Below are 16,738 nucleotides of genomic sequence, written 5' to 3'. Positions count from 1 at the left end.
GTAATATATTTCTAAGGGATAGAAATTGGGGATAGGTTAGGGAGCTACAAGGGGGAGTTATGGATGGGAAACTCGATATAGAACAGAGGGAATCAGGGGCGAATACGGTTATTTCATCATTGTTGAATACAGCAGGTGGTATGACGGGTATCTCGGAAGTATTACAGCAAAGTCAATTTGAATCACTGCTAGTCAGGGTTCAATTGAACGATGATAGTTTGAATGAAATCGATCTACTTTCTCGTATATTAGGTATTGAACCATTAATTTCAGAGCAAGAACATGGTAAAAAATTCTAAAATAAACAGGTTAAGCCCATTCTTTAGTGATGGGCTTTTTTTTGTTTTGTTTTTATTATCTTCGCAAAATAGTATTTTCATTTAATTATTGATTACCACCTTGAAGTGACACTGATATACTCTCGCACCTAACTTACTTGAATCTAGTATTGACTAAGGGTTGTCACGTGGCTGAAATCAGTTTCTACCAACAAATTTATCCAATCATTGTAATGATGCCAATTGCGGCAGCTTGTTTTTTAGCATTAGTATTAGTAAAAGGCGAAGTGTGTCCTGGTCAGCGTAAACGTATTACTGAAAACATGATTTCAATTTGGGCTGTATTAGCACTAGGCTTAATGATCGGCATTGAAAACTATGCGACAACGCCGACCTTGATTATCGGTGGTATTGCGGTATTTATCGGTATTATGCAAAATTTAATTCAGTCTCGCTTAGAAGGTAAACGCGCAATTCCAAGTACTTGGTTACGATTACCGATTGCGCTTGCGGTCATCAGTGGGTTATTAGTACTGTGGCAACAGCAGCAGCCGTTATTATTATTAGAAGCTGTGCTACTAGGGGCTGTATTTGCGCATGTGATCTTGTTGCGTGCAAAGCATAGATTACAAGCATTTAATGTTATTTTACCCGTTGTTGGTCTCGTGAGCAGTGTATTGCTGATGATCGGTTTATTAGTTGTAGCTGGGTTGAATGTTGACTCAAATCAGATGACGGTGATTCAAGAGTTTGTCATTTATCGTGCTGTTATTTTATTATTCGCGTTAGCTATTTGGACTATTCCGCTCTATACAAAACAAGAGTACACACCTAACTTGGTGTCGTTGACAACGGTATTGTTGTTATTTTCTGAAGTGATCGGGATGGGTGTTGTAACGGCATTTTAGCTTTAGAAAATTATTGGACTGACGAGTAAAGATAAAGCCACTGACAACAGTGGCTTTATCGTTTTAATTTGCTTGTGATTCAAGAGTAGCTGGCTGCTGCCACGCTTTTGTTGCCCATAGTGGTACGGTGGATAATGAATGTTTGTAGCTACCATTAATCTCTTTTGTCGAGTACGAGACATACAATAGACTTTGGCTATCGGCATCATAAATACGACGAATCTTGAGTGATTTAAATAAGATGCTCTTGGACTGCTTAAAGATCACTTCACCGCCTTTTGAGGTATCAACGGTTGCTAGCATTGCTGCTGTAATTTCACCTGTTTGACGACATGCGATCCCCATATCTGACGGATCAGAAAAATCCAAATCAGCTTCAATATGACTAACGTGGCAAGTGACGCCTGGTATCTTTGGATCTACGAATGTGTTGATTTTAATATCTTTTGTGGTGAATAAACCCAGACTGATTTTACCTGATTCATCATCACTACAACCGATTAACGCAACACTGGTGACAAGTAGTGATAATAAACTTATTCTTTTAAAATTTACTGACAATGGCTTTAACATCGTTGCATTCCTATGGCGGTTTGGATGAAAGAGATTACAGATTAATACGGAACGATAAATGAAGAAAGCAATAACATCGGTTTGTTATTGCTTTTAATCTTTTATCATTTTATTGATAACGACCAGAGGTGGCATTCGATTGGCTTAGGATTAGCGGCGGTATAAGCTGTGGTCAGTAAACTCTTTTGTTGACTGACACTCTACGCATAGGCGTGATTCAGGACGTGCTTGTAAGCGTTTAATCGATATTTCGTCACCACAGCTATCACAATAACCATAATCACCACTGTCGATACGACGCAGTGCTTTGATGATTTTTTTGATGTGTAGTTTATCGTGCTGAATTCGGTTTAATTCAAGACGATGCGCTTCTTCCATCGCAGCTCGATCAATCTCATCAGCCATTTCATTACTATCAGAGATCACAACGTCAGTGGATTGGCTTTCAATACGAGATAAAATCTCTTGTTGTTCTGTTTCTAGTTTTTCTTTGAAATAGGCAACTTGGCCTTCATTCATAAAATCGCTCATATATATTACCTATTTCGTATTCGATTATAATTAATTAGCATAATAGACATTTTAATTGTCCGTAATATAGAGCTATTAACCCTATTCAGACAAAAAATAACTGAAAATTACAAATTGGGGTATTTTGTCTCGTTTCAAGGGGGATAGTGAATTAATCTCTATTATTTTGATGAAATGTGCCCTGATTATGATTATCCTCAATGGATTAGTTTTAATCTTGAGCAGGTTAGGCTAACATCACCATCTCTTTTCAGTATTATTACGCTGATATTTAGGACTATGTTAATGAAAGCGATAACTGTACACCGTCCGACGTTAAAGATCATGTGGAAACTTTTAGTTTTCGCATTATTTCCGCTCACTCTTTGGTTATACAGTGTGATTGGTGATGTACCATTTACCACCATTGACAGCGGCGTTAATTATCATAAATGGATCATTTTTTTTATTTACCTTGGCTGCCTTGTAGTATGGTTTTATTTTGATCGCGCCTTGGCACACAGCTCTTTTTTTCGTAGTTAATGTATCTTATGACTTTTGATTCTCTGTTTTCCATATTTCCGTATATTGTAGTTACCTGCGCTGCTATCATTTTTGGCTTTGTTGCAATTCGTAAAACTCAGCAAGCCAACTTGTCGATGCAAACTTTAAATCATGAAGTTGAGTTATTAGAACAACAATTAGATAACGTTAATTATACTAATGACCAATTGCAGAAAGAGCATGATGCTAATAAATTAAAATTAGAATCGCAAAACAACCAGTTAATTAAATTAATGTCACGATTACGTGAAAGCGATATTCGTTTGCACGCTGAACGCCAAGCTAACGAAGAAAAATTAGCGCTACAAGTACAATCTGAACAACGCTTACAACAGCAATTCGAAAATCTAGCAAATAAAATCTTTGATAGTAAAACTGACAATTTTAAAGAACTAAACAAGTCTAGTGTGGAATTACTTTTAGCGCCATTAAAAACGCAGCTGGAAGGATTCAAACAGCAAGTGCAAGATGTTTACTCTAACGAAGCGAAAGAGCGCCATAGCTTACAATCTGAGGTTGCTCGCTTGCAGCAAGTTTATCAATTGATGTCGAGCGAAACGGCTAATTTAACGAAAGCCCTGAAAGGGGACAACAAGCAGCAAGGTAATTGGGGCGAAGTTATCTTAGCGCGGATCTTATCTGAATCTGGTTTACGTGAAGGACATGAATATGATGTCCAGGTCAGCTTGAATAATGAACATGGCAAACGCTTTCAGCCTGATGTGATTGTTCATCTGCCACAGGATAAAGATGTTGTGGTTGATTCTAAGGTGTCATTAACGGCCTACGAGCGTTACTTTAATGCTGACGATGAAGTGACACGTAAACAAGCATTACAGGAGCATGTAACCTCTATTCGTGGGCATATTCGTGAACTTGGGCGTAAAGATTACCACTTGTTGCAAGGCTTAAAGACTTTAGATTATGTATTGATGTTTGTGGCGGTTGAACCGGCGTTTATAGCGGCATTAGAAGCTGACCCAAGTTTAATGAAGTATGCACTGGATAATAATATCATGTTAGTGAGCCCAACCAATTTGTTAGTTGCATTGCGTACCATTGATAATTTATGGCGTTACGAGCGTCAGAACCAGAATGCACAATTAATCGCAGAACGTGCTGGTAGGATTTATGAAAAGCTGCGTTTATTTAGCCACGATATGCAAGACATGGGAACAGCGTTAGACAAAGCACAAGATAGTTATGATTCCGCGATGAAACGTTTAAGTACAGGTAAGGGCAATTTAATTAAACAAGCGCAGCAATTTGTAGAGCTGGGTGTAGAAGTTAAAAAACCATTACCTGTTGAGCTAATTGAAAAAAGTAATGCTAACTTATTAGAATAATCAGTTAGCATACTTATACTTTAACTTTTCCAAAATGCAGGGGTCACGAGCACTAATACTGTCATGATCTCTAATCGCCCCATCAACATACCTAAACTAAGCGCCCATTTTGCGGTATCAGGTAAACTAGCAAAGTTACCTGACGGGCCAATGACTGGGCCTAATCCTGGACCTACATTAGCCACAGCGGTGATTGCACCGGTAATACTGGTGACAGGGTCTAAACCTATAATGCTGAGTATGGCTGCCAGTATCGAAACTGTAGCAATAAATGCACTACCAAAAGCAACCACAGATCGTACAATGACATCATTTACATTACGTCCATTGTAGTGTTGTCTAAATACCCCTGATGGATGAACTAATTGTGACATCTGCTTGCGGAATAAGGTGAAAGCGATTTGGAATCGAAATATTTTTATCCCTCCTGAAGTTGAGCCTGAACAAGCGCCAGTGAACATCAAACCTGCAAAAAGGACGGTCGTAAATTCACCCCAAGTGCCGAAGTCAGTTAAGCCAAACCCAGTGGTTGTGACTACTGATATGATGTTAAAAATACTGATCCGAATTGCATCGGTCAACTCAAAAACACCTTTTTGCCACAGGTATAGTGACATCATTATTGTCATTACGAGTATTAGCTTTCCAAAACCGATAATCTGCGCATCATTGATGAGCACTTTGATATCGCGGCGATGAATTGCACTGATTAAGAGTAAAAATGGTAACCCACCTAAAAACATAAAGAAGCTGCCATTCCACTGTGCCGAGTTTGAGAAATGTGCCATAGATTGATCAGAAGTCGAGTAGCCGCCTGTCGATAGTGTTGTCATCGCATGATTGACGGCTTCAAAACTTGTCATACCCGCAGCTAAGTAACCAAAATAACACAGTACGGTTAAGCTTAAATATACGTACATAACGTAGGCCGCGGTATGTTGGGTTTTGGCGGTGTTTTTATCAGACCAGTCAGATGATTCAGTTTGGAATAGACGCATACCACCGACGTTTAAGTAAGGTAGAACTGCCACGCCCATCACCACGAAACCGACACCACCTAACCACTGTAGAATCGAACGCCATAGCAATACACTATGTGCGGTTGCATCTAAATTTGATAGTACGGTTGAACCTGTGGTTGTAATACCCGACATGGTTTCAAAATAGGCATCGGTATAGCTAATATGTTGGATCAACATGAGCGGCAGAGCGGCAAATGCGGAGGCAATTATCCACACACACGTGGTTAGCAAAAACATTTCACGTATACCAAGGCGGAAAACTTTCGAACGGCCTTTATGCCAGAATAAACCGGATGCTATGGTGGTGATAATAATGGATTTGAAAAACTCAGGCGCGCCATGACCATCGGTAGACAAAGCGAGTACCAAAGGCGCAATCATAAATAAAGCAAGTGCACGTAGCACTACACTTGCCATGAACAATACGGGTTTGAAGTTAACCATTAAACAAGTTTCTTTGCATGTTATAAGAAGAATGGACTGGGCTGAAAAAGTTTCTCTACATCAGGGATGAACTTTTTATCAACCAGGAACATCACTACGTGATCATCTTGTTCAATCACGGTGTTATCATGCGCAATTAGGACTGCGTCATTACGTACAATTGCACCAATGGTTGTACCTGTTGGTAGTTTTAAACTCCCTACAGTACGGCCAACAACACGCGATGTTAATTTATCACCATGAGCAATCGCTTCAATGGCTTCAGCAGCACCGCGACGTAATGAATAAACATTTGCAATATCAGCACGGCGGACGTGAGTGAGTAGCGCTGAAATGGTGGCTTGTTGTGGAGATATAGCAATATCAATGGTGCCGCCTTGTACTAAATCCACATAAGCACCGCGTTGGATCAACACCATGGCTTTTTTCGCGCCCATCCGTTTGGCTAACATGGCCGACATAATATTGGCTTCGTCATCATTGGTGACGGCGATAAATACATCTGTTTGATCTATATGTTCTTCGCTTAGTAGTTCTTGATCAGAGGCATCACCGCAGAATACGATAGTATTGTTAAGCATCTCTGATAGTTTTTCGGCTCGAGTAATATTACGTTCAATCAACTTTACTGAGTAATCACGCTCTAAACGACCAGCTAATGCTGCGCCAATATTACCACCACCTGCAATAATAATACGGCGATACGGTTTTTCTAGTTTTTGTAATTCACTCATCACTGCACGGATATTATTACTTGCAGAAACGAAAAATACTTCGTCATCGGCCTCAATAATAGTTGTACCCAGCGGGCGAATCGGTTTTCCTTGACGGAAAATTGCGGCTACTCGTGCTTCAACATTAGGCATATGTTCACGTAACGCCGCCAGTGCATTACCAACTAAGGGACCACCGTAATAGGCTTTTAATGCGACTAAACCTACTTTATTATTGGCAAAGTTAACCACTTGTAGTGCACCAGGATAGTCAATCAAGCGTTTAATATAATCTGTCACTAGCTGTTCAGGTGCGATTAAGTGGTCCACTGCAATTGCGCCATTATGGAATAGGGTAGCTTTGTTATTGAGATAGGATTCATTTCTAATCCGAGCGATTTTATTTGGGGTGTTGAACATGGTATAAGCGATCTGACAGGCGATCATATTGGTCTCATCATTGTTGGTTACTGCCACCAACATATCCGCATCTTGCGCACCAGCTTCACGAAGTACGTCTGGGTTAGCACCGTGACCTTCAACAACACGTAAATCAAATTTATCTTGTAAGTTTCTTAAGCTGTTGCCATCGCGGTCGATAATAGTAATGTCATTATTTTCTCCCACTAAGTTCTCAGCCAATGTACCGCCGACTTGACCTGCACCGATAATGATAATTTTCATTTAACCTCGCACCAAATAAATTTTCGTGACCTGTTTTGATAATACTATTCTACGCTTATCTAAGCTAAAGTTGAATAAGGCCAATAGTTTATAGCCAAATGATACTAATTCATCATTTGACTATAGCGACTACGCAGTTATGTTTGTTTTTGTAATTTCGCGTAGAAGAAGCCATCCATACCTTGGGTATTGGGTAGGATCTGCCAGCTTGATGCTGGATTGTCGCTGTTGGCTGTTAATGGGATCAGCGTAGCATCCGGAGTACGAGCAACAAACGAACTGATTTGTTCGCTGTTCTCTGCCGGTAGAATAGAGCAGGTTGCATATAGTAACGTGCCGCCTGGTTTTAGTTGCTGCCACATCGCATCTAAAATTTCTGACTGTAATTGGACCAATGGTGCAATATCGCTATCACGACGTAACCATTTTATATCTGGATGACGACGAATAACGCCCGTTGCACTACAAGGAGCATCTAATAAAATGCGGTCAAACTTATCACCCTTCCACCAATCCTCAGGCTTACTTGCATCGCCATGGATAAGCTCTGCTTCTAATTGCATACGGGTTAAATTTTCTTGAACTCGTGCTAAGCGTGTTGCATCAAAATCGACAGCGACAAGGTGTTTTAGGGCTGGCTGACGTTCTAAAATGTGTGCTGTTTTACCACCTGGGGCAGCGCAAGCATCAAGAATCAATTCGCCTGGTTGTGCATCTAAGAATTGCGCCGCAAATTGCGCTGCGCCATCTTGAACAGAACTATGACCTTCTGCAAAACCAGCTAGTTTGTAAACATCCGTCGGCTTCTCTAAACGTAATGCTGAATCAGCACTGTCTACGATATTTGCGGTGATCTCGTCAGCTGCTAACAATGTTTGATAATCAGCTTGTTTATGATGTTGCTGATTAACTCGTATCCACATTGGTGGACGTTCATTGTTAGCCATTAATACATCTTGCCATTGCTCTGGATAAGCGGCTTTGATGCGTTTTATTAACCAGCCTGGGTGACCGAATTTACACGCGTCATTACCATCAGCTTGGCTTTCTAGATCGTCTTGTTGGCGTTGGTAATTACGTAAAATAGCGTTCACTAAGCCACTGAGTTTATGTGATTTTAATACCTTAATCGCGTTTACGGTTTCTGCCACTGCCGCATGTGCTGGAATACGCATGAATTTTAATTGATATAAGCCAACCAAAATTAAGAAATGCACGGGTCTTTGCTTGCCCGTTAATGGTTTACTCATTAGCTGACGACTAATAAATTCAAGACGTGGCAACCAGCGCAGTACGCCGTAACAGATCTCCTGTAGTAAAGCACGATCTTTGGCTGGTAATAATTGCTGAGCAATTGGTAAGGCTGTCGTCAATGACTGACCTCTATCAACAACTTGGTAAAGTACTTTTGCGGCGCTAGCTCTGGTTTTCATATATATGTATCCGAGGTAAAACCACTCAATATGATTGAGCGGTCATAGGTATTAAATTGAATTTAGTAATTGACCAACAGTGAACCACTCTTTACGAGCGTTTAGTATGTCTTGAACTGGCATGGCTTTTTTACCCGCAAGTTGTAGGTTTAATAACGTTAATATGCCATTGCCTGTTGCCACTTGAATGCCTTGTTTTGTTGCGGCTAGAACCGTGCCTGGCTGTGCGTCAGTCTCGTCTTCACTCGCATTTGCTTGCCAAACTTTAACATTCTGCTCAGCAATTTGTGTGTAACTTACTGGCCAAGGATTAAAAGCGCGGATTTGACGTTCGATAGCAACAGCTGATTGTGTCCAATCTATGTTCGCTTCTTCTTTACTCAGTTTCGCTGCATAGTTTGCTTGTTCATCATCTTGCACTTCAGCAACGGCTGTATTGTTACTGATTTGTGTTAATGTTTCCAGTAGACCTTGTGGGCCAAGCTCGGCAAGTTTGTTATATAAGCTTGCACTGGTTTCATCGTCTGCGATTGGGCAAGCTACTTTGTGCAGCATTGCTCCGGTATCTAAACCGATATCCATTTGCATGATAGTGACGCCTGTTTCTGCATCACCGGCCCAGATTGAACGTTGTATTGGTGCCGCTCCACGCCATCTTGGTAATAGTGAGCCATGTACATTGATACAACCCAAGCGCGGTGTATCTAATGTTACTTGTGGCAAGATCAAACCATAAGCTACAACGACCATCAAATCGGCATTTAGGGCGGCTAGTTCTTGTTGTGCGTCTTCATTACGTAAACTAACAGGCTGATAAACAGGAATGTCATGGCTAACTGCAAGTTGTTTTACGTCACTTGGTTTTAATTTTTTTCCACGACCTGCGGGGCGATCTGGCTGACTATATACAGCTATCACTTCATGCTCTGAATTAAGTAATGCAGAGAGGTGTTTTGCGGCAAAATCTGGGGTGCCGGCAAAAATAATACGTAATGGTTTGGTCAAGGTTAATTCCTATTTTGTATTCTTATTTATTTTGACGTGCTAGCTTTTCGAGCTTTTTCCGAATTCTTTGCTGTTTTAGCGGTGATAGGTAGTCAATAAAGAGTTTACCGTTTAGGTGATCCACTTCGTGCTGTAAACAAATGGCTAATAAATCATGGGCTTCTAGTGTAAACTCATCACCATCACGGTCTAATGCTGTCACTGTTACGCTTTCTGCACGCGGGACAAAAGCGCGTGATTCTGGTACCGATAGGCAGCCTTCTTCAATACCTGTCTCACCTAATTTGTTGGTGAGTACTGGATTGATAAGGATTAGAGGCTCATCGCGTGTTCCTGACACATCGATAACGACAATACGTTGTAAAATATTAACTTGTACAGCGGCTAAACCAATACCTTCTTCGGCATACATGGTTTCTAGCATGTCATCGATGATGATTTGTGTCGCTGGTGTGATTTCCTGCACAGGTTGAGCAATTTTTTTTAATCGATCATCAGGAAAATGTAAAACTTCTAATATAGCCATGGTACTTTCTTATTTTGAATGGATTCAAATAACGCTTAATTTTGACGTAAAACGTTACAATAATCACTATAAATATAAGCGTTCAAACAACAATTAGGAAAGGATATGTCCATAAAACGTCGTTTGATCTTTGCTTTAGCTGCTATTTTACCCTTTTTAGCGCAGGCTGATAGCTTAAACTTAAAAAACCAATACCCCACTGAATACATCGTCAAAGAAGGTGATACGCTTTGGGATATTTCGAGCAAATATTTACAAAGCCCGTGGCTGTGGCCACAATTATGGGATGCCAATCCTGCTTTAGATGATCCGCATCTTATCTATCCCGGCGATAAACTACAATTAATCTTTGTTGATGGCCGACCTCGTTTAGTTCGTAATCATATGCGAAAGCGTATCTTAAAAGTGTCTCCTAAAGCGCGACCTGAATTAAAAGGCAGTCGAGCAATACCGACGATACCGTTAAAATTGATCAATTCTTTTTTAAGTCGTGATTATGTTGCTACGGATGAAAAATTAAAACATGCCCCTGTGATCTTAGGCAATAATGACGGTAATACGACATTCATTGTTGGCCATAGTATTTTTGCATCCAGTTCTTTAAAACCTGGTCAATATGGTGTTTATCGCCGCGGTCGGACTTATATCGATCCTGCTACGAATGAAAAATTGGGTAATGAAGTGGAGTTTATAGCCATTGCTCGTGTTGTTAATACTGGCACGGAATCGATTCCGGCGAAATTATCTATTTTAAAAAGCGCGAAAGAGGCGCGTAAAGGTGACCGATTACTGCCTATGCCGGAGCAAGATCGCTTACCGGTATATTTTCAGCCGCGTAATTTTCAATTAGCGAGTGATGGTGTCATTGTCGCTGCGGATGAAAAATACAGTGCTATTGGTAAAAACGATGTGGTAATCATTAATCGAGGTTGGCGTGATAGTGTCGGTGCAGGCGATGTTTTTGGGGTATTAAAACGCGGTAAGACTATAATTCGTCGTGAACAAGACCTTGACTTTAATTATGGTGATCAAGTTAACCAATATGATAAACTTTTTTCTGACAAAAATGAGTTACAGCTCCCAGATGAAAGGGTCGGAGAAATGATGGTGTTCAAAGTTTACGACAAAGTCAGCCTTGCACTTATTACACATAGCTCACAAGTGATTAAACTTAACGATAAGGTAAGTAACTTATGATAACTAGGGTGTAAGTGTAATTATGGTTAATGAGCAAGATAAATATTGGTTAGCGCTATGTAACGTCCCCAAAATTGGTGGCAGTAGGGCGCTAAAATTATTGCAAAAAACATCGTTAACTAGATTATTTGCTGGTTCTGCACTGTATCTACAATCACTTGGTTTGGATACTGCGCAGCAACAGACCATTCTAAATCCTGATTGGCAAGCAATTGAGAACACTTTAAATTGGCTTGCGGATAAACCTGAACGTTATCTTATTCCTATTACCTCAAGTGATTATCCACTGACATTAAAAAATATTGGTTCTCCGCCTTTACTTTTATATGTAGAAGGTAATGTTGAGTTATTATCAAAACCACAAATCGCTATGGTTGGCAGTCGAGCTCCAAGTTATTATGGCAAGCGGCATGCACACAGTTTTGCAGCAGCATTAGTGCAAGAAGGGTTAGTGGTTACTAGTGGTCTTGCGATTGGTATCGATAGTGAGTGTCACCGTAGTGTATTAGCAGCCAAAGGGCATACTATTGCCGTTTTAGGTACTGGGTTAGCCAATGTTTATCCTAAGCGTCATCAGAAATTAGCGCAACAAATTAGGGAGCAGGGGGCGTTGGTTTCTGAGTTTAGCCCTTTTACTCAAGCGAGACCGGAACACTTTCCCCGTCGTAACCGTATTGTTAGTGGTCTTTCACTCGGTGTTGTGGTTATTGAAGCAGCAGTAAACAGCGGGTCATTAATCTCAGCTCGTTATGCTATAGAGCAAGGTCGTGAAGTATTTGCTCTGCCGGGCGCAATTGATAACCCGATGGCTGCTGGTTGTCATTATCTGATCCAACAAGGGGCAAAACTTATCACTCAAATTAGTGATATTACCGATGAACTCACATATATAAATGTAAGTACGAATTTTGAGCAAACAAACCTATTCAGCGCGGATCCAGAGACTGTTTCATTGCCAAATCAAATTATCTTAGATAGTGTCGGTTATGAAGTAACTACAGCTGATATTATTGCTGAGCTGAGCCAACAACCTGTTAGCCAAGTATTAACAAGTTTAATTGAACTGGAACTTGATAATTGGGTGAGTGTTGTGCCCGGTGGTTATGTAAGATCGCAGCGGAGGGGCTAATGCTAGATATACTTATTTATCTTTTCGAAAACTTTTATGAACAAAATGAATCTGAGTTTTTAGTTGATCGAGATGACTTACTCGGTGAGTTAATTCAGGCTGGCTTTGCTGAAGCTGAAATTCATAAAGCGATTACATGGATTGAGAACTTAGTCGAACTACGTAATGGTGGGATTCAGACTCACCTACAAGTTTCGAGTGTGAGTTCTATACGGATTTATACAGCAGCGGAGCAATTCTATATAAACACTGAGTGCCGTGGTTTTCTATTATTTTTAGAGCAAATTAATGTGCTAAACATTGAAACCAGAGAAATGGCTATCGCACGTTTAATTGAACTTGAGAATACAAATTTGGATCTCGATGATATTAAATGGGTTATTTTAATGGTGTTATTTAATGTACCAAACGGTGAAAAAGCATATTTACAGATGGAAGAGTTAGTTCAGGATAAAGAATTTGATTATCTACACTAAAACTTGGTAACCAGTGATTGTGCGATTAAATTTGCATTAATTACTGGCATAATATGTCAGTTTTGTTAATATTCACCCATTAATTATTTACTTAAAAATTGTTCAAATGTCTAAAAATGACGACAAACTATTTACAGTTCATGAACATGCCTTGGAAAAAGAGTACGAGACGTGCCCGCAGTGCGGAGCTGAGTTAAGTATTAAAAATGCCAAATCAGGGCCTTTTTTAGGTTGCAATAATTATCCTACTTGTGAGTATTCACGTCCGTTATCAAATCAATCACATTTCGAAGATGATAAAGTGCTGGTTGGTTCAGAATGCCCAGAGTGTCAACACGAACTCGTATTGAAACGTGGCCGTTATGGCTTCTTTATCGGTTGTACTCAATTTCCCGCCTGCAATTACATGTCGAAAACAGAAACGCCAGACGAAACTGGTATATGTTGTCCGCAGTGTAAATCTGGTGATTTGATGCAGAAAAAGTCACGTTTCGGAAAAATATTTTATTCTTGTAATAAATACCCTAAGTGTAAATACATTATTAATTTCAAACCTATTTCAGAATCTTGCCCTGAGTGTAATTGGGCCATTTTAGTTGAAAAAAAAACCAGTAATGGAAAACAACTTATTTGTCCGCAGAAAAGCTGTGGCTATAAGCGTGCTTTATTAGAATAGTGACAAACACTATCGATTAATTTAAACGATTAAAAATAACTCATACGGAAAGGGAATAATTATGTCTACACCATTTGTTGCAGTATTAATGGGCTCAGATTCAGATTTACCTGTCATGCAGGCGACACTGAATGTTCTAAAATCATTTGAAATCCAGTACGAAGTTAAAGTAACTTCTGCTCACCGAACTCCAGCAGCGACACACCAATATGTGACAGATGCTGAAAGCCGCGGTTGTGCTATATTTATTTGCGCTGCTGGTCTAGCTGCACATTTAGCAGGTGCAGTTGCAGGTATCACTACACATCCGGTCATTGGTGTGCCAATTGATGCTGGCCCATTACAAGGTATGGATGCATTATTATCAACAGTGCAAATGCCTGGTGGTGTACCTGTCGCTTCTGTAGCAATCGGTAGTGCGGGTGCTAAAAATGCGGGTTATCTTGCTGCACAAATGCTTGCAATTGGTAATCCTGAAATGGCAGCTAAAGTTAAAGCTGAGCGTCAAGCTAATGCTGCAAGCATTATTGCTAAAGACGAAGCATTACAAGCTAAATTAAAGGCACTGTAACTGTAATTGGTAAGAAACTAAGCTTATAACTGTCGTTATAGAGTAAGAAATGGTAGCGTAAGCTACCATTTTTATTTATGACTATTAATAATAGATATATTACTGTGAATAATTCAACAGCCATTAGCAACGCGGTTACTGCGTTACAGAATCAGCACGTTATTGCTTATCCAACTGAGGCCGTTTTTGGTTTAGGTTGCGATCCAATGAATGAAAAAGCGGTTCAACGTCTACTAAGCATTAAACAACGCCCAGTTGAAAAAGGCTTGATCTTAATTGCAGCAAATTTAGCACAATTAAATGATTATGTTGATTTAACGCCATTGTCGACAGCGCAAATCGATCATATTAATCAAACCTGGCCAGGTCCCGCAACGTGGGTTATGCCCGCGAAAGTTCAAGTACCTAAATGGTTAACAGGACAGTTCGATAGTATTGCAGTTCGTGTTTCTGCTCATCCGACTGTGCAGGCATTATGCCTTGCTTTTGGTGGTCCAATAACATCTACAAGTGCTAACTTAACTAGCCTCACACCTTGCGTGACGGCTGCTGAAGTTAACCGTCAGTTAGCTTCTTTGCTTGGTGCTGTTGTTGATGAACCCGTAGGAGGTCTGGCGCAGCCCACTACTATTACTGATGCGCTTACTGGTAAAGTTTATCGTTAATCATTATTTTACTCTGATGCTTTTTATTGACCATTATTGTCAAATAGTTGTTTATTAAATATTTTCCCTTATCTATCTCATTACAGGAGTTGTGCAGTATGGATCGTTATGCCGTATTTGGTAATCCAATAAATCACAGTAAATCACCAATGATCCATGGCCTATTCGCCAAGCAAACTGCGCAGGAGCTCAGTTATCAAGCTATTGAAGCCCCTATTAATGGTTTTACCACGGCAATGAATGAGTTTTTTTCTCTGGGTGGGAAGGGTTGTAATATTACCGTCCCTTTTAAAGAAGAGGCCTTTTCGTTTGCTCAGACATTAACACCACGGGCGCAACTTGCAGGTGCCGTGAATACTTTGGTGCTTACTGATGATGGTCGTGTTATTGGTGATAATACGGATGGGTTTGGTCTGGTGCATGACTTGTTGCAATATACGGCGCTCACGAATAAACGGATCTTATTGTTAGGTGCGGGTGGTGCCGCTCGCGGTGTAATCGGCCCGTTATTAGAACAAGGTATACAAGAATTGGTTATTGCTAATCGTACGGATGCTAAAGCGCAACAGTTAGCTAGGTTATTTAATGATAAAGGCGATATTACAGCATCGAGTTTTACTGCATTAAATGGTAGCTTTGATCTGATTATTAACTCGACTTCGGCAAGTTTGTCGGGTTTAGTTCCTGCGATCTCGCCAGCTTTAGTTGATAAAAAAACTATCTGTTATGACATGATGTATAAAGCCGAAGCTACAGCATTCAATTTATGGGCAGCGGAACAAGGTGCTGAATTGGTGATCGATGGACTCGGTATGTTGGTCGGGCAGGCGGCTGAAAGTTTTAAAGTTTGGCGTGGCATTACGCCATCTATGTCGCCAGTACTTCAAGCATTAAGAAAAACGATTAAATAAGTATAATGACTTACCCTCTACGCTAGGTAGAGGGTATAGCAGTACTTTATTTATGTTGGTTATTTTTCGAATCAAATTACTGACTATCTTCTATATATTCATTCTTAAGCAGCACATAGTTATCGGCGGATAGTTTCAAGAACGCAATTTCATCATCTGTTAACTTTCTTGCTTGTCTAGCTGGACTGCCGATATAAAGGTAGCCACTCGCTAATACTTTTCTTGGTGGAACTAAAGTGCCTGCACCAATCATGACATCATCTTCAATTATAGCGCCATCTAGAACTATCGCCCCCATGCCTATTAATACGCGATTACCAATTGTGCATGCATGTAACAGTGCTTTATGACCAACTGTTACATCTTCACCTAAAATAAGCGGGATACCATGCGGATTTGCTGAACTTTTACGAGTTACATGTAATACGCAACCATCTTGAACATTTGTACGCGCACCAATGAAAATTTTATTTACATCACCACGTGCTGCCACGAGTGGCCATATGCTGACATCCTCGTCTATAGTTATATCTCCGATGAGAACTGCTGACTTATCAACATAAGCTGAATTCGCTAATTGTGGAGATACTCCTTGGTATTTTCGAAGTGAAGTGCTCATTGTTGTCCCTATATAGTCATTTATAGTTATTAATGTTAGTCAAATACTCAAATAGCATAGTAAACAACCAAGCTTGATAGCGCTATATTATTTTTTTATAAATCACTTGCCTGTAAACGCTAAATCCCTATAATGGCGCCTCACTGACACGGTAACAGCCGCTCAGTAAGGTGTTTAAAAAGAACTTCGGTTACTTTTTAAACGTCCTGAATAAAGCATAAATATGTGCTTGACTTCGAATTTGGTTTGCGTAGAATACGCAGCCTGACTAAGACGCAAAGCGTTAATGTCAATGCTCTTTAACAATTTATTCAAGCAATCTGTGTGAGCACTTGCAGAGATATAATGACCAAAAATTATATCAATGTAATTGTGAACATTAAATTAAATCGAAAGATTTGGTTTTATAAACAACAAACTTCGGTTTGTCGTTGAAGTACAGAATTCATTGAGCCGACTTAATGGCCAAGGCGTATAGTTAAAAAAAT

General features: G+C 40.0%; 19 protein-coding genes. 11 read left to right on the top strand and 8 right to left on the bottom strand.

Translation table 11 applies throughout. From position 1 onward, the window contains the following. Positions 1-59: 59 nt before the first annotated feature. Both BT797_RS13280 and BT797_RS13275 read left to right on the top strand, forming a co-directional pair. Positions 60-299 carry a hypothetical protein gene (locus tag BT797_RS13280; RefSeq protein ID WP_045112260.1) on the top strand — a complete coding sequence of 80 codons (240 nt, stop codon included), beginning with the start codon at positions 60-62 and terminating at the stop codon, positions 297-299. A 167-nt stretch (positions 300-466) separates the two neighbouring features. Further along, complete coding sequence (locus BT797_RS13275) at positions 467-1,186, top strand: hypothetical protein (RefSeq protein WP_075472341.1); 720 nt, start codon at positions 467-469, stop codon at positions 1,184-1,186. A 63-nt stretch (positions 1,187-1,249) separates the two neighbouring features. Here BT797_RS13275 and BT797_RS13270 read toward each other — a convergent pair whose 3' ends face one another. Next, a complete protein-coding gene (locus BT797_RS13270; protein ID WP_075472339.1) occupies positions 1,250-1,759 on the bottom strand; it encodes a CreA family protein in 510 nt (169 codons plus the stop codon). 150 nt (positions 1,760-1,909) lie between these two features. Continuing rightward, the gene (locus BT797_RS13265; RefSeq protein WP_045112257.1) at positions 1,910-2,290 is read right to left on the bottom strand and encodes a TraR/DksA family transcriptional regulator; all 381 of its coding nucleotides are present in this window, start codon (positions 2,288-2,290) and stop codon (positions 1,910-1,912) included. A gap of 285 nt (positions 2,291-2,575) precedes the next feature. Between BT797_RS13265 and BT797_RS13260 the strand changes: the two genes are divergently transcribed. Together BT797_RS13260 and rmuC are read left to right on the top strand one after the other, a co-directional pair. After that, a complete protein-coding gene (locus tag BT797_RS13260; protein ID WP_075472337.1) occupies positions 2,576-2,812 on the top strand; it encodes a hypothetical protein in 237 nt (78 codons plus the stop codon). Positions 2,813-2,820: 8 nt separating this feature from the next. Next, complete coding sequence (gene rmuC / locus BT797_RS13255) at positions 2,821-4,179, top strand: DNA recombination protein RmuC (protein ID WP_075472335.1); 1,359 nt, start codon at positions 2,821-2,823, stop codon at positions 4,177-4,179. Between the two features lie 20 nt (positions 4,180-4,199). Here rmuC and BT797_RS13250 read toward each other — a convergent pair whose 3' ends face one another. The 5 genes from BT797_RS13250 to def all read right to left on the bottom strand — a co-directional run bounded on the left by BT797_RS13250 (position 4,200) and on the right by def (position 10,006). Then, a complete protein-coding gene (locus tag BT797_RS13250) occupies positions 4,200-5,645 on the bottom strand; it encodes a TrkH family potassium uptake protein (RefSeq protein ID WP_075472333.1) in 1,446 nt (481 codons plus the stop codon). 20 nt (positions 5,646-5,665) lie between these two features. Beyond that, positions 5,666-7,042 carry a Trk system potassium transporter TrkA gene (trkA, locus tag BT797_RS13245; RefSeq protein ID WP_045112254.1) on the bottom strand — a complete coding sequence of 459 codons (1,377 nt, stop codon included), beginning with the start codon at positions 7,040-7,042 and terminating at the stop codon, positions 5,666-5,668. 137 nt (positions 7,043-7,179) lie between these two features. After that, positions 7,180-8,475: a 16S rRNA (cytosine(967)-C(5))-methyltransferase RsmB gene (gene rsmB / locus BT797_RS13240; protein WP_075472331.1), complete on the bottom strand. Its 1,296-nt coding sequence runs from the start codon at positions 8,473-8,475 to the stop codon at positions 7,180-7,182. A gap of 51 nt (positions 8,476-8,526) precedes the next feature. Further along, entirely contained in the window at positions 8,527-9,480 is a 954-nt protein-coding gene (gene fmt / locus BT797_RS13235; RefSeq protein WP_045112252.1) for a methionyl-tRNA formyltransferase, read from the bottom strand. A 22-nt stretch (positions 9,481-9,502) separates the two neighbouring features. Then, positions 9,503-10,006: a peptide deformylase gene (gene def / locus BT797_RS13230; RefSeq protein ID WP_045112251.1), complete on the bottom strand. Its 504-nt coding sequence runs from the start codon at positions 10,004-10,006 to the stop codon at positions 9,503-9,505. Positions 10,007-10,111: 105 nt separating this feature from the next. On the opposite strand from def, the gene BT797_RS13225 reads away from it, so the two are divergent. The 7 genes from BT797_RS13225 to aroE all read left to right on the top strand — a co-directional run bounded on the left by BT797_RS13225 (position 10,112) and on the right by aroE (position 15,631). Next, a complete protein-coding gene (locus tag BT797_RS13225) occupies positions 10,112-11,203 on the top strand; it encodes a LysM peptidoglycan-binding domain-containing protein (protein WP_045112250.1) in 1,092 nt (363 codons plus the stop codon). Between the two features lie 22 nt (positions 11,204-11,225). After that, positions 11,226-12,332, top strand: a complete 1,107-nt coding sequence (dprA, locus tag BT797_RS13220; RefSeq protein ID WP_045112249.1) for a DNA-processing protein DprA — start codon at positions 11,226-11,228, stop codon at positions 12,330-12,332. Continuing rightward, complete coding sequence (locus BT797_RS13215; protein ID WP_045112248.1) at positions 12,332-12,808, top strand: Smg family protein; 477 nt, start codon at positions 12,332-12,334, stop codon at positions 12,806-12,808. Before dprA ends, BT797_RS13215 begins: the two co-directional genes overlap by 1 nt. 106 nt (positions 12,809-12,914) lie before the next feature. After that, entirely contained in the window at positions 12,915-13,484 is a 570-nt protein-coding gene (locus BT797_RS13210; protein ID WP_045112247.1) for a DNA topoisomerase family protein, read from the top strand. Positions 13,485-13,545: 61 nt separating this feature from the next. Next, positions 13,546-14,055, top strand: a complete 510-nt coding sequence (gene purE / locus BT797_RS13205) for a 5-(carboxyamino)imidazole ribonucleotide mutase (RefSeq protein WP_045112246.1) — start codon at positions 13,546-13,548, stop codon at positions 14,053-14,055. Between the two features lie 77 nt (positions 14,056-14,132). Next, the gene (gene tsaC, locus BT797_RS13200; RefSeq protein WP_075472329.1) at positions 14,133-14,720 is read left to right on the top strand and encodes an L-threonylcarbamoyladenylate synthase type 1 TsaC; all 588 of its coding nucleotides are present in this window, start codon (positions 14,133-14,135) and stop codon (positions 14,718-14,720) included. Between the two features lie 98 nt (positions 14,721-14,818). Further along, positions 14,819-15,631 carry a shikimate dehydrogenase gene (aroE, locus tag BT797_RS13195; RefSeq protein ID WP_045112244.1) on the top strand — a complete coding sequence of 271 codons (813 nt, stop codon included), beginning with the start codon at positions 14,819-14,821 and terminating at the stop codon, positions 15,629-15,631. 76 nt (positions 15,632-15,707) lie between these two features. Here the strand turns inward: aroE and BT797_RS13190 are convergent, their stop codons facing one another. Continuing rightward, a complete protein-coding gene (locus tag BT797_RS13190; protein WP_045112243.1) occupies positions 15,708-16,250 on the bottom strand; it encodes a gamma carbonic anhydrase family protein in 543 nt (180 codons plus the stop codon). Positions 16,251-16,738: the final 488 nt, after the last annotated feature.

The organism is Moritella viscosa (assembly GCF_900120065.1).
In the GTDB taxonomy this organism is placed as follows: Bacteria; Pseudomonadota; Gammaproteobacteria; order Enterobacterales; family Moritellaceae; genus Moritella; species Moritella viscosa.
This window is presented reverse-complemented; position numbering and strand designations above follow the sequence as displayed.

Coding starts and splice junctions, on each gene's coding strand:
- BT797_RS13280 (WP_045112260.1), top strand. CDS start 60: ATGGATGGGAAACTCGATATAGAACAGAGGGAATCAGGGGCGAATACG.
- BT797_RS13270 (WP_075472339.1), bottom strand. CDS start 1,759: ATGTTAAAGCCATTGTCAGTAAATTTTAAAAGAATAAGTTTATTATCA.
- BT797_RS13265 (WP_045112257.1), bottom strand. CDS start 2,290: ATGAGCGATTTTATGAATGAAGGCCAAGTTGCCTATTTCAAAGAAAAA.
- BT797_RS13260 (WP_075472337.1), top strand. CDS start 2,576: ATGAAAGCGATAACTGTACACCGTCCGACGTTAAAGATCATGTGGAAA.
- rmuC (WP_075472335.1), top strand. CDS start 2,821: ATGACTTTTGATTCTCTGTTTTCCATATTTCCGTATATTGTAGTTACC.
- BT797_RS13250 (WP_075472333.1), bottom strand. CDS start 5,645: ATGGTTAACTTCAAACCCGTATTGTTCATGGCAAGTGTAGTGCTACGT.
- trkA (WP_045112254.1), bottom strand. CDS start 7,042: ATGAAAATTATCATTATCGGTGCAGGTCAAGTCGGCGGTACATTGGCT.
- rsmB (WP_075472331.1), bottom strand. CDS start 8,475: ATGAAAACCAGAGCTAGCGCCGCAAAAGTACTTTACCAAGTTGTTGAT.
- def (WP_045112251.1), bottom strand. CDS start 10,006: ATGGCTATATTAGAAGTTTTACATTTTCCTGATGATCGATTAAAAAAA.
- BT797_RS13225 (WP_045112250.1), top strand. CDS start 10,112: ATGTCCATAAAACGTCGTTTGATCTTTGCTTTAGCTGCTATTTTACCC.
- dprA (WP_045112249.1), top strand. CDS start 11,226: ATGGTTAATGAGCAAGATAAATATTGGTTAGCGCTATGTAACGTCCCC.
- BT797_RS13215 (WP_045112248.1), top strand. CDS start 12,332: ATGCTAGATATACTTATTTATCTTTTCGAAAACTTTTATGAACAAAAT.
- BT797_RS13210 (WP_045112247.1), top strand. CDS start 12,915: ATGTCTAAAAATGACGACAAACTATTTACAGTTCATGAACATGCCTTG.
- purE (WP_045112246.1), top strand. CDS start 13,546: ATGTCTACACCATTTGTTGCAGTATTAATGGGCTCAGATTCAGATTTA.
- tsaC (WP_075472329.1), top strand. CDS start 14,133: ATGACTATTAATAATAGATATATTACTGTGAATAATTCAACAGCCATT.
- aroE (WP_045112244.1), top strand. CDS start 14,819: ATGGATCGTTATGCCGTATTTGGTAATCCAATAAATCACAGTAAATCA.
- BT797_RS13190 (WP_045112243.1), bottom strand. CDS start 16,250: ATGAGCACTTCACTTCGAAAATACCAAGGAGTATCTCCACAATTAGCG.